Origin of the sequence: Legionella shakespearei DSM 23087 (assembly GCF_000373765.1) — a bacterium.
GTDB lineage: Bacteria > Pseudomonadota > Gammaproteobacteria > Legionellales > Legionellaceae > Legionella > Legionella shakespearei.
In genome coordinates, this window is sequence record NZ_KB892415.1 from 22,291 (window position 1) to 34,489 (window position 12,199).

The window sequence follows — 12,199 nt, forward strand, 5'->3', positions numbered from 1 at the left end:
GAAAATAAAAATGTCATTGAGGCATCGCCTGGCTCTGGAACTGGATCCAGGTTTGAAACACACTCCAGGCTTATCTATTCTCAATAAGATTATTATTGTCGTTATTCTTTGCTCCCTTCTTTTGGCAATTATAGAAACCGAGCGTACCATTTACCTTCATCATGAACGGATTTTTATGATAGCTGAATGGGTTTTTACCACCGTTTTTGCTATTGAATATATTGCCCGTGTTTGGGTAAGTATTGAGAATCCGAAATATGTAAGCCGCTTTCGCTTTATGCTTACGCCAGCGACTATTTTAGATCTTTTGACTGTCCTGTTAATTTTACTTACCACAATGGGTACAGAAGGTTTTATTCTGAGGTTGGCTCGTCTGCTAAGAGTGTTAAGAATTGCCAAATTAGGGCGTTATTCTGTAGCAATGCAAAATATTGGTCATGCGATTTATCTTAGACGCTTTGAATTAATTATCAGTTTTGGGATAGGGGTGTGCGCATTGATTATATCGTCTTCACTATTATATATCGTTGAGGGTGACATGCAGCCGGAGTATTTTGGCAGCATACCCCGAGCCATGTGGTGGTCTGTTGCCACATTAACAACGGTAGGCTATGGAGATGTTTATCCCGTTACCGCTTTAGGCAGATTTTTTGCTGCAATTACAGCCGTTGTAGGTATCGGCTTAATAGCTATGCCTACGGGGATACTTGCGGCTTCTTTTAGCGATGCGATTCAAACCATTAAGAAAAATCATTCAGAGAAAGAGTAATATTCCATAAAATAAATACTAAACACGTAGATTTTGACTACACTGTGTTCAAATGTTTGATTAGAGGAAAATCCCCTAAGATAGCTCCTACATATTCAGGTTCGCCGCTTGCAACAAAACCATTTCTTTCATAAAAATTTTTTGCGGTTATTGTACTGATAACCGAAAGTGTTTTAATTCCAGATGACTTTGCAATGTGTTCTACTCCTTTTAACAGGACTTTACCAACACCTTTATAGATATGAGAAGGAAGAACATAATTTAATAATATTTCCCCATCTTTTTTCATTAAGACAAAACCTGCAAATTTACCTTCAAAAGTATCAAGAGCAGCTAAAGATATGTTGTTGGGTGAGTTAATCCATTGAGCAACATTTATCGGAGTTTTATTGTCCAGCCATTCTTTCATTATCTGTGGGTCATTATTGTAATCGGCTGTACAATTTACAGTAATAGATTCTATTAATAAATCGCATAGTTCTTTACTGTGTTCTGCAGATGGAGTAATCACTTCTAAATTGTCTATCATGTCAGCACTCGTTACCATTTGCGTATCTGTAATCAATGATTTACTGTGACTTGCCCCGCAGGTCAATTTCCCAAATATCTTCAATTACTCCATTATTGGCAATATAAAATTTATCAAAGAGATTAATTGTTGGATCACAATGAGGAACGATAAGTTCTATAAGCTCTCCATTTTTGGGAAGTTCACTGTCCTTATCTGCAGTAATTTTTCCATGTTCATCACCAAAGCCACCCCAGCCATAATGTAATCCTTTATGACTGATAATTTCAGGTTTGTTTTTGATATCGAAATAAATGGATTTTGTTCCGCTATCAACGGTGACATGTTCTTTTCTGTTGCTGCTAATAACCGTTGTTAGAAGAGTCATTGCAGGTTTAAACGTGGTGAATGAGGTGCTATTGGTTTTAGAGCCTATGATGCTGTATTCAACATCCATAACCGTATACGATCCTGGCTGAATTTCGGTGACTTCTGAGGCATCAACATCTATATCGTAAGTACCTGTTCCGGTACCTGTTAGTATTGGGCAAGGTATTCCTGCTGCTTTGAATTGTTTAACTACATTACTTGCCATCTCCATGACCTGCAATGAACGATTTTTTCTCTCTTCATAGGAGCTTATATGTTGAAGATTACCTGCATAGCATTGAATACCCATAAGATTCAGCCATTTTAACTGGCTTATTTTCAAAGCAAAATTTAATGCATCTTCAGATTTGATGCCTGTTCTGCCTATTCCGGGATCCAGGTCAATCAAGACATTGATCCTGGATTGAATTGCCTGGCCTGCCTCATTTAAATCATGCAAATTTCTTTCATTATCTACAACGACCAGGGTTTCAGGGACTTTTTTCAGACATGAGATGAAACGCTGTATTTTATTTGTAGTGATTACAGGAGAGGTAATTAAAATATTATTTATTCCCGCATGAATAAGAGCTTCCGCTTCAGACACTTTTGCAGCACTTATACCTATTGCGCCATATTCTATCTGCAGCTTAGCCAATTTTGAGCATTTATGAGTTTTTACATGGGGGCGAATGTCCACTTTGGTATTTTGCGAATGTTGACGCATTACATTTAAATTAAACTCCAATGCGCTTTTCTCAATAACCAGACATGGTGTATCAAGTTCCATTTTATTCATTTGGTTCAGGATTTTTGACATAGGATTATTTGATTCCATTCCGAATAAATTGATTGATTTTTGAGTAAGAACAGTAGCGGATGGTCATGTACTGTGCTATGAAGTGTGTATATCAGTTTTGTTTTTTTTGAGCAAGAAAAAAATGAAAAATAATTAAGGCTTTTGATAAGTCCATTAGCCCAGATGAAGGTGACTCCAGTTTTGTATACGAATGCAGAAAATAGCCGAGTCCATCACTTTGGGAATTTCTACGTCACTGCACATGGATTACAGTGACGCAGTTACTCATTAATTTATGTATTTGCAGGTTGAATTTAAATTAAAAGACTGTATTGGTGGTACTTATTTTAGTCCAAAAAATTTCAGTCCTTCGTTGAGATGGCAGGTTATGTTGACGTTGTTCATTATTTTTTTATTAGTTTCTATATCAAAAAAGGCCAAAACAATTTGTGCGTTTCCTTGTCTATCAACTAAAATGGTTCCTCGTTGCATGACGCCAGCTGCTGTTAAGGGGGCTCTGCCATGAGCATATTTACTCCCATCAACTGAAATGAGTTCATCGTTAAAGGTAATGACTTGTGGGTTTATCTGCCATTTGGCAACATGTATTTTAATTTCATTCGGATCATCAATAGAGCACTGAGTTAAATCAATTAGAAGACTTGCTTTGTTACCCTTCGAAAGATGCTGGGTAATTTTGTCAAAAGAGGGCAACACTTGGGCGTTTAAGATTTGAGAGAAGAAAACTAATATACATCCATAAAGTATTTTTTTCATTTTAAATCCTTGTCACTTGTGAGCATCACTAATACCTTTCAGGCTCTACCCCAAACTTAGACATGTAAAATTTTATATTTTGATAAGAGAGATGAAAAACCTTGCTGGAGTTGGCTCCCTGGGACGGGCTCGAACCGCCGACCTAATGATTAACAGTCATCCGCTCTACCGACTGAGCTACCAGGGAATGAGGCGGAATCTTAAAACGATTTTGCGTGAGAAGCAAGTATATTTTATATATTTTTTTTAACGTCGGTTTATGTTTTGCCAGATTGTGTAAACAGTGTGGTTTTTGGTCTTAAAAGAGTGGGAGTTAAACTGTTTTGTAGCCCGTATTAGGCGTAGCCGTAATACGGGAATGAGTTGATTGCCACTTCGCTCAGGACGATATGGATCAGAGATTCATTTTGGAAAATTCCCGTATTACGCTTCGCTAATACGGGCTACGGATCGGTGCGTAAACTCTAATTACAAAAACGTTGTAATCGGTTCAGAGCGTCCTTCAGAGTATCTATTCCTGTTGCAAAAGAAAGACGGATGCAGCCTTCGGTGCCGAAGGCTGAGCCGGGTACTAAGGCCACGCCTACTTCATTCAATAAACGCTCAGAAAACTCAATGTCATTGGCGTAACCACGTTTTTCTATGATTGCCTGTACGCTGGGGAAGATGTAAAAGGTACCATCAGCGGGAATTACTTCAATTCCAGGTATACTTTGTAAGCGATCTGCCACGTAATCGTGTCGTTGGTGAAAGGCGTTAACCATTTCATTGACGCTGTCATTACTGCCGCTTAATGCGGCCACAGCTGCTCTCTGAGCAATTGAGCAAGGATTTGATGTAGACTGTGATTGAATGGTTTTCATGGCATTCATTAAAGGCAATGGGCCTGCTGCGTAACCTATTCTCCAGCCAGTCATGGCGTAAGCTTTGGAAACGCCATTGAGCACTATAGTTCTGTCATATAATTCGGGACATGCATTTAAAATATTGGCAAAAGGCTGGCTCCACAGGATGTGTTCGTACATGTCATCAGTGGCAATCAGGATCTGAGGGTGTTTTTTTAATACCTCTCCTAAAGCTTTTAATTCATCCAGTGTATAAGCAATTCCAGAGGGATTAGACGGGCTGTTCAGAAAAATCATTTTGGTTTTGGGCGTAATAGCCTGTTCCAATTGCTGAGCATTTATTTTATAGCGTTGTGCCGGAGTAGTTTCAATAATTACGGGTGCACCATCAGCAAGCAAGACCATATCTGGATAAGATACCCAATAAGGAGCCGGGATGATCACCTCATCGCCAGCATTAAGAAAAGCCTGGCATAAGTTGTAACAACTTTGCTTGCCACCTACAGAAACCAGAATCTGATTCAGTTGATAATCCAGGTCATTATCTCTTTTGAATTTGTTTTGTACTGCTTCTTTTAATTCAGGTATGCCGTCAACAGCAGTGTATTTGGTATCGCCAGCTTCAATAGCTGAGATGGCAGCCAGCTTAATATGTTGGGGTGTGTCAAAATCAGGCTCGCCTGTACCCAAACCAATAATATCAAGTCCCTGAGCTTTCATTTGGGCAGCTTTTGCTGCTACAGCCAAGGTAGGTGAGGGCTTTACTTTCTGCACACGCTTCGCCAATGCGATATCCATCGTTTACTCCTGTGAATTAAGGGTGTCCTAGCATATAATATAGAATATGAAAGACTTATTTAAAATTTATTCAAATTACCAGCCTGCTGGTGATCAGCCTACTGCAATAGCTTCATTAATTGACGGCCTGGAATCCGGCTTGGCCAAACAAACACTATTAGGTGTAACCGGCTCCGGTAAAACCTTTACTATAGCTCATGTTATTCAGGCCATGAAAAGGCCTACTTTAATCATGGCGCCCAATAAAACGCTTGCGGCCCAACTCTATGGCGAGTTTAAAGCCTTCTTTCCCGACAATGCAGTAGAATATTTCGTGTCCTATTACGATTATTACCAGCCTGAAGCGTATGTCCCTTCTTCAGATACCTTTATAGAAAAAGATTCATCCATTAATGAACATATAGAGCAGATGCGTTTATCTGCGACTAAAGCACTCATTGAGCGTAAAGACGCGATTATTGTTGCTACCGTTTCTGCAATCTATGGTCTGGGTGATCCCGATTCCTATCTACGTATGGTATTACATCTATCCCGTGGAGAACAATCAGGGCAGCGTAAAATTTTAAAGCGTCTTGCGGAAATGCAATACACCCGCAGTACTATGAGCCTGGAGCGTGGTCAGTTCAGAGTGCATGGTGATGTGATTGATATTTTTCCAGCTGATTCAGAAAAAGAAGCGATACGGGTAGAGTTATTTGATGATGAAATCGAAAACATTGCCCGCTTTGATCCTTTGACAGGTGAAATCCTGCATCGCCTGCCCCGTGTTACCATTTTCCCTAAAACTCACTTTGTGACCCCGCGCGAGCGCATTTTAGAGACGGTGGATTTGGTAAAAGATGAATTGCAGCACAGGCTTGAAGAGTTTAACAGACAAAACAAACTGGTCGAAGCGCAACGTCTGGAACAACGTACTTATTTTGATATAGAAATGATGTTGGAACTGGGATATTGCTCGGGCATTGAAAATTACTCGCGTTATTTATCTGGCCGCCAGGAAGGGGAGCCACCGCCGACCTTATTTGATTATTTGCCGCCCGAAGCCTTGCTCATCATTGATGAATCACATGTTACTGTACCGCAGATTGGTGGAATGTATAAAGGCGACCGCTCACGGAAAGAAACCCTGGTAAATTATGGTTTTCGTCTGCCCTCCGCTCTGGATAACCGCCCCATGCGCTTTGAAGAATTTGAAGGCCGCTCGCCGCAAACCATTTACATTTCTGCAACTCCTGGTCCTTATGAACAGGATCATTCTGACAATGTTGCAGAACAGGTCGTCAGACCTACCGGTTTGATTGATCCTGAAGTAGAAATCAGACCCGTCAGAACTCAGGTTGATGATTTGATGTCTGAAATTCGCCAGGTAATCAAAGACGGCGGACGTGTTTTGGTGACCACTTTAACAAAACGAATGGCTGAGGATTTAACCGATTATCTGACTGAACATGGTGTTAAAGTGCGATATCTCCATTCTGACGTGGATACGGTAGAGCGTGTAGAAATCATTCGCGATTTGCGTCTGGGAGAGTTTGATGTTTTAGTAGGCATTAACTTGTTGCGCGAAGGACTGGATATGCCTGAAGTTGCTCTGGTTGCTATCCTTGATGCGGATAAGGAAGGATTTTTACGCTCCGATCGTTCCCTGATTCAGACTATTGGCCGAGCTGCCCGTAATGTGAAGGGTCGGGCTATACTTTATGCAGATAAGATTACGGGTTCCATGAAACGCGCATTGGATGAAACACAACGGCGCCGCGAAAAGCAAAAAGCTTTTAATGAGCAACATGGCATTACTCCTATAGGAATTAACAAATCAGTTGCTGATATTCTGGAAGGTGCATACATAGGTAAACGTAAGACGACCGTAGCTGAAAAAACACCGGAGTACATGCACTGGTCGCAACAGGAATTGGTCAAGCAAATCAATGTTCTGGAAAAGCAAATGTATGTACATGCCAAAAATATGGAGTTTGAGCTGGCAGCGAAAGTAAGGGATGAATACCTTTTAATGAAAGAGCAATTACTTAAGATATAACCCGACAGCATCGATTTTGAACCCTGAGGTTCAAGTGGGGGGCGGATGAATCGGTTCAGGCTTCCCACTGCAGGGTGGGCTTGCACAACGCCAATTTCAGGATGCTCCCCTGTCTGTGAGTGTTGGTTCTAAAATCACTCGCCAGCGGGTTATAGTTAGAGTATATACCCATGACGGTGTAAATTGTACTCTTTAGGCAAATTGATTTTTTTATAGCCCGTATTCGCGCATGGACATCAAGAGTACAGGGGGGAGTAGTGCCGCTTCCCCCAGATCCACGTCGTCCTGAGCGCGGCATGGTACCAAGATGTGGAGCTCCTTCGCGCAAAAAGATGTACCCAGGACCTGAAGTATCTCCACGAAAATGATTTATTTATGAGTCCTGCATTTCCTGTTTGCTTATGCGCTCATTACCTAAAGAAAACCGAGCCGCGACCGTAAGGGAGCGGAAATTTTGGATGTACACCTAATGAGAAATCAATCATGGAGTGCATCGAACTGTTCCGCTTCCTCACGGTCGCGGCTCGGTTTTCTTGGCATGATGCTCTTTTGTATTCTTGATTAGCGAGTCACAATACAGGTTCAGGGGGAAATTTCGTGGGGATTCCTCAGCTCAGGACAACGAGAGCTTAAAGAAGAGACGTGACGGTTGATTATGCAAACTTATTTTTTGTGAGACACTTTTTTAGACAATAATCGTTTAAAATCGGTAGCTGTTACTGCGCGGGAAAAATAAAAGCCCTGTCCATAAGTGCAGCCGAGTTCTTTTAATTGTTCCAGAGTAGCTTCGTCTGCAATACCATCAGCCATAGCTTCTAATCCTAAAGTCTGGGCCAATTTAATAATGGCTTCTACAATTTTTGCCTTTTTGGCATCTTTCGTCATTTTTAATACATAAGATTTTTCAATTTTAATGTCATCAATAGGATAATTGGTTAAATAAATAAAGGAAGAATAACCACTGCAAAAATCATCTATGGATAATTTAATGCCCATAGTAGATAACTGCTCCAATACTTCTTTTGTTGTAGCCTGATCGGTTAAACATGCCCTTTCTGTAAACTCCAGTTTCAAAAATTCAGGGGCAACTTCATAATCACGCAATAATTTTTCAATAAATCCTGGCAATTCCCTGTCAGAAGCATCCTTTACAGATAAATTAACAGAGGCAGACAGCATATAGCCGGCTTCATGCCAGCTTGCAATTTGCTTAATAACCCCTTTAAGCATAAAGGCAGTCAAAAGATGAATTAAACTGGTTCCCTCAACCAAAGGGATAAATTTTTCTGCACTCAGGATACCATAAACAGGGTGTTCGAAACGGACCAATGATTCAGCGCCAACGATTTTTCCGCTGGCCAGCTCAACCAGAGGTTGGTAATAAATTTCCAGATCATTGTTTTCTATAGAGCGTTTCAACTCATTAAGCATGATTTTATTTTGGGTGAAATCCTCTTCCATCCCGGTATTGTAAAGGGTGTAAGGGCGGCCTTCTTTGCGCGCATGGTGGACCGCAATACTCGCATTATGCAGTAATGTTTCTGCCTCCTCTCCGTGGGCAGGATAAATAGCCATTCCAGAGGTAGTCGTGATGTTAATGTTAATACCATCAATCATCAGGTTGGCGGTGATTAATTTTAGCAAGGAAGATAACAATTCATCGGCATTAAAATCCTTTTTCAGGCGCGGCAGTAACAGGGCAAATTCATCGCTGTGCAGACGTGCCACTATATTGATGCCAAGTGATACTTGTAACATATAAGGATCGATTAAAATCCCTTTTAATTTCTCGGCAAACTGAATTATAACAGTATTGGCATTGAAGGTACCGAAGTTATAATTAATATTCTGGAAGTCATTGATTTTTATGACAATGACAGCAAGCTGGCCTTGATTTCCCAATTGTTGGATATCATGATCGATTTGTTCTGTAAACATGCGTGCGTTGGGTAAATTAGTCAGGCTGTCGTGATTGCTTTCATATTTAAGTTTTAATTCGAGGTTATTGCTGATATTCAGAAACTCTTTGGTTCTGTCACCAAGAAAAGACTGGGCTTTGTCAACCAGACCTTCACAAAAGGCCTGTCCCCAATACCCAAACATAAAAGGAGTTAAATTCAAAATCCAGATTGCCGGATTGGACTTCTGGGCCAGGATAAACCCTGCCAGGCTCACTTCACCAGTCATCTGATAAGAAACAACGAGGCTTGCAATCAGAATACTGCTTAATGCAATGGCTAAGCCTAAAAACGTATAACGGTTTACATGGCTTTTAAGGATAATGCTACTTGGTGTGATGTTATTTTTAATGTTCATTATTGATAACAATTCCATTTAATTATTAGGATCTGTTGACAGACTCTGGACAGCAGAAACTCCCTATTAAATTATGAGTTTCGGATAAGAAAGTTGTTTGAGCCAGTGTTTACCTCGATCGGCTGAGGAAGCGCGATAGCGCTGTCTCGAAGCCTTGGCACGGTGCTAAGGCTTCGAGACGAGGCTACCGCCTCTCCTCAGCCCGAACGGCATCGAAGTAACGACTGGATAAAACAAGCTTCTTATCCGAAAACTCACGTTAAATTAAGTATAGCTGATCAAATTTCAATTGAACCCATAGGATCGTTACCTTGGTGTTAAAATGTATCAGGGTCGGCCTTATCCCACCAGATTTTGAGGTATTCAGGAATATTGGTTCCCAACAATTGTCCTGGCGAAAGATATTCATAGATTTCATCAAATGACCGCACTTGATCCACATCAATACGACGCATGATGTGGCTGGGATTTAAATCGCTGGGATTATCCAGGCCCAAGGCTCCCACCATTTCCAAAAAGCTTTTCATAGTGTTTTTATGGAAATTTGCTATATGATGTTTCTTTTCATCGACTACCAGACCATATTGCAGGCGTTCATTTTGTGTGGCGACCCCTGTGGGGCAGGTATTGGCATTGCATTGTCTCGACTGAATGCATCCCGCTGCCATCATCATGGCGCGCGCTGAATTACACATGTCAGCACCGAGAGCAATATTGGTTACCATATCAAAACCATTAGCCACTTTGCCGCTGCAGATGATACGAATTTTATCGCGAACGTTTATGCCTACCAAAGCATTGTGGACAAACACCAGGCCTGCCTCTAAAGGGGTGCCTATAAAATTAACGTATTCTACCGGTGCTGCCCCTGTACCCCCTTCGGCACCATCAACGGTAATAAAATCGGGTAAAATATTGGTTTTTAGCATGGCTTTGCAAATTGCGAAAAACTCATCTCTGCGTCCAAGGCATAATTTGAAACCAACTGGTTTTCCTCCAGAAAGCTCCCGTAGCTTTTGCAGAAAATGGAGCAAACCGGTGGGGGTATCAAAAGCGGTGTGTGCTATGGGGGATAATACATCTTTACCCATTTTAACTTTTCTTACTTTGGCTATTTCTTCGGTTAATTTAGCAGCAGGCAATATGCCTCCGTGCGATGGCTTGGCACCCTGCGACAACTTGACTTCAATCATTTTCACTTCATCGCGATTGGCTTCTATTGCAAATTCCTTATCATCAAAGTTACCGTCTTCGTCGCGGCAACCAAAATAGGCAGTGCCTATCTGGAAAATGATATCGCCTCCCTGCAGATGGTGCTGGCTTAAACCACCTTCACCCGTATTATGGGCAAAGCCGCCTATCATTGCGCCACGATTAAGCGCCATCAGGGCATTGGCGGATAACGCACCGAAGCTCATTGCTGAAATATTGAGGCGTGAGGCACTGTAAGGCTTTTTACAATCAGGCCCGCCGACTAAAATACGCTCCTCAACCTCGGATGCATGTTTGGGAACCAGGGAATGCAAGGCCCAGGTATAACCGACACTCAAAATATCCCTGCCCGTACCAAAAGGTATGGTATCGCGCAGGTTTTTAGCGCGCTGATACACCAGAGAGCGTGTTTCACGGCTAAAAGGCAATTCACTTTCATCGGTTGCAATAAAATATTGTTGAATCTCCGGGCGAAGAAACTCAAGAAAATAACGCACATGTCCCAAAACTGGAAAGTTGCGTAATAAAGTATGCTTTTTCTGAGTGATATCATAGATCCAAAGGATGATGACGGGAATCATGAAACCGATAAACCATTTTACATCGTGAAGCATGGCAAAGAAGGCCAGCAGGACTAATAATACTACCCCAAATCCAATGTACCATTGGCGTCTCATGATTAAGTCCTTTTAATTTTTATTATTAACTAAGAGTATAGAACGATCTTAATCCGTTTGGGGTAAATCATCATCTCCACCAACGGTTTTATTTATTTTACTTTCCAGCGAAGTAATAAACTGGGTTACTTGCAGCCGCTGTTGTTCCTGTTCATTTTTGGAAATGACCAGTTCATGGCTTATATCCAGAGCAGCAAGCAATAAAATCTGGAAATTATCCAGCTTTTTGAATTTGTTTTTGTTGGACAGCATTTTTTCATTAAGTCTGTCAGCCGCCAGTGATAAATTGCTTTCTTCGCCTTCGGGGCATTTGATTTCGTATGATTTATTCAACAATTTAACTTTACAGGGTTTGATATTAGTCATTATTATGCCTTGCCTTTTCCCATTAGTGGAAATAGTAACAATTTTGAATGAATGCAGCAAATAATGGTGCTGTAGGTGAACACTTTTTGTAAATCGGTTATCATTAAATCTTTTTTTAGCTGAGCGAATTATGTCTGCAGAAAATACCCCTTTGCATTTGCCAGAGTATGACTCTTTTGTTGAAACCATTGACGTATTAGCCCTTGAAATTTCAGGGAGCGAGTTGCATGGAATGATGTGCGGTTACCTGTGTGCAGGAGCAGACAGTCAGGGTGAGGCTTATTTGCGTGCCTTGTTAAATAATAAAAAGGATGAAGCGAGCAGAAGCGCGCTCTTGGCCATGTTTGCTGTGTTTTCCGTAAGCCAGCAGCAGATTAATAATTTTGATTTTGAATTTGAAATGCTGCTTCCTGATGAGGATGAAGCCTTAATCGATCGTGCCCAGGCTTTTGCTGACTGGTGCGATGGTTTTACCCAAGGCTTAACCATGGCTGGTGTAGGCATGGATCAATTCTACGAAGAGGAAGCTCAGGAAGCGTTGCAACACATCATCGAATTTGCAGAACTTGATTGCACTACTCTGGATGTTGACGAAGAAGATGAAAAAGCATTAATGGAAGTGAGTGAATACGCACGTCTGGCTGTAATCCGCCTGCATGGTGATTTGGTCATGAATGAGAGGGAGCGCGGCGGCGCAGGAACAACTCATTAGCAATTCGGTTTAT

10 protein-coding genes, 1 tRNA gene and 1 other RNA gene are annotated in these 12,199 nt (G+C 41.3%); 3 read left to right on the forward strand and 9 right to left on the reverse strand.

Annotation, left to right across the window (positions count from 1 at the left end; translation table 11 throughout):
• The first annotated feature begins 10 nt into the window (after positions 1 to 10).
• A complete protein-coding gene (locus tag B094_RS0111015; protein WP_018577866.1) occupies positions 11 to 769 on the forward strand; it encodes a potassium channel family protein in 759 nt (252 codons plus the stop codon).
• Between the two features lie 37 nt (positions 770 to 806).
• Here the strand turns inward: B094_RS0111015 and B094_RS16120 are convergent, their stop codons facing one another.
• From B094_RS16120 to B094_RS0111040, 5 genes are all read right to left on the reverse strand, one after another.
• Positions 807 to 1,298 carry a GNAT family N-acetyltransferase gene (locus B094_RS16120; RefSeq protein ID WP_051078216.1) on the reverse strand — a complete coding sequence of 164 codons (492 nt, stop codon included), beginning with the start codon at positions 1,296 to 1,298 and terminating at the stop codon, positions 807 to 809.
• A 40-nt stretch (positions 1,299 to 1,338) separates the two neighbouring features.
• A complete protein-coding gene (locus tag B094_RS0111025) occupies positions 1,339 to 2,466 on the reverse strand; it encodes a DSD1 family PLP-dependent enzyme (protein ID WP_018577868.1) in 1,128 nt (375 codons plus the stop codon).
• Between the two features lie 321 nt (positions 2,467 to 2,787).
• Entirely contained in the window at positions 2,788 to 3,222 is a 435-nt protein-coding gene (locus tag B094_RS0111030; protein ID WP_018577869.1) for a hypothetical protein, read from the reverse strand.
• A gap of 111 nt (positions 3,223 to 3,333) precedes the next feature.
• A tRNA-Asn gene (locus tag B094_RS0111035) sits at positions 3,334 to 3,409 on the reverse strand.
• 277 nt (positions 3,410 to 3,686) lie between these two features.
• Positions 3,687 to 4,865, reverse strand: coding sequence for a pyridoxal phosphate-dependent aminotransferase (locus tag B094_RS0111040; protein ID WP_018577870.1), 1,179 nt, complete (start codon positions 4,863 to 4,865; stop codon positions 3,687 to 3,689).
• A gap of 46 nt (positions 4,866 to 4,911) precedes the next feature.
• Between B094_RS0111040 and uvrB the strand changes: the two genes are divergently transcribed.
• Positions 4,912 to 6,903 carry an excinuclease ABC subunit UvrB gene (gene uvrB, locus B094_RS0111045; protein ID WP_018577871.1) on the forward strand — a complete coding sequence of 664 codons (1,992 nt, stop codon included), beginning with the start codon at positions 4,912 to 4,914 and terminating at the stop codon, positions 6,901 to 6,903.
• Here uvrB and ssrS read toward each other — a convergent pair.
• From ssrS to B094_RS0111060, 4 genes are all read right to left on the reverse strand, one after another.
• Positions 6,898 to 7,057: non-coding RNA, 6S RNA (gene ssrS, locus B094_RS16995), on the reverse strand. The two genes, uvrB and ssrS, sit on opposite strands and share 6 nt — an antisense overlap.
• A gap of 509 nt (positions 7,058 to 7,566) precedes the next feature.
• The gene (locus B094_RS0111050; protein WP_018577872.1) at positions 7,567 to 9,219 is read right to left on the reverse strand and encodes a putative bifunctional diguanylate cyclase/phosphodiesterase; all 1,653 of its coding nucleotides are present in this window, start codon (positions 9,217 to 9,219) and stop codon (positions 7,567 to 7,569) included.
• Positions 9,220 to 9,536: 317 nt separating this feature from the next.
• Complete coding sequence (locus tag B094_RS0111055; protein WP_018577873.1) at positions 9,537 to 11,108, reverse strand: FMN-binding glutamate synthase family protein; 1,572 nt, start codon at positions 11,106 to 11,108, stop codon at positions 9,537 to 9,539.
• A 48-nt stretch (positions 11,109 to 11,156) separates the two neighbouring features.
• Positions 11,157 to 11,474, reverse strand: a complete 318-nt coding sequence (locus tag B094_RS0111060; protein WP_018577874.1) for a cell division protein ZapA — start codon at positions 11,472 to 11,474, stop codon at positions 11,157 to 11,159.
• Between the two features lie 130 nt (positions 11,475 to 11,604).
• Between B094_RS0111060 and B094_RS0111065 the strand changes: the two genes are divergently transcribed.
• Complete coding sequence (locus B094_RS0111065; RefSeq protein ID WP_018577875.1) at positions 11,605 to 12,186, forward strand: UPF0149 family protein; 582 nt, start codon at positions 11,605 to 11,607, stop codon at positions 12,184 to 12,186.
• The last annotated feature ends 13 nt before the right edge of the window (positions 12,187 to 12,199 follow it).

Coding starts and splice junctions, on each gene's coding strand:
- B094_RS0111025 (WP_018577868.1), bottom strand. CDS start 2,466: ATGTCAAAAATCCTGAACCAAATGAATAAAATGGAACTTGATACACCA.
- B094_RS16120 (WP_051078216.1), bottom strand. CDS start 1,298: ATGATAGACAATTTAGAAGTGATTACTCCATCTGCAGAACACAGTAAA.
- B094_RS0111030 (WP_018577869.1), bottom strand. CDS start 3,222: ATGAAAAAAATACTTTATGGATGTATATTAGTTTTCTTCTCTCAAATC.
- B094_RS0111060 (WP_018577874.1), bottom strand. CDS start 11,474: ATGACTAATATCAAACCCTGTAAAGTTAAATTGTTGAATAAATCATAC.
- B094_RS0111065 (WP_018577875.1), top strand. CDS start 11,605: ATGTCTGCAGAAAATACCCCTTTGCATTTGCCAGAGTATGACTCTTTT.
- B094_RS0111050 (WP_018577872.1), bottom strand. CDS start 9,219: ATGAACATTAAAAATAACATCACACCAAGTAGCATTATCCTTAAAAGC.
- B094_RS0111055 (WP_018577873.1), bottom strand. CDS start 11,108: ATGAGACGCCAATGGTACATTGGATTTGGGGTAGTATTATTAGTCCTG.
- uvrB (WP_018577871.1), top strand. CDS start 4,912: ATGAAAGACTTATTTAAAATTTATTCAAATTACCAGCCTGCTGGTGAT.
- B094_RS0111040 (WP_018577870.1), bottom strand. CDS start 4,865: ATGGATATCGCATTGGCGAAGCGTGTGCAGAAAGTAAAGCCCTCACCT.
- B094_RS0111015 (WP_018577866.1), top strand. CDS start 11: ATGTCATTGAGGCATCGCCTGGCTCTGGAACTGGATCCAGGTTTGAAA.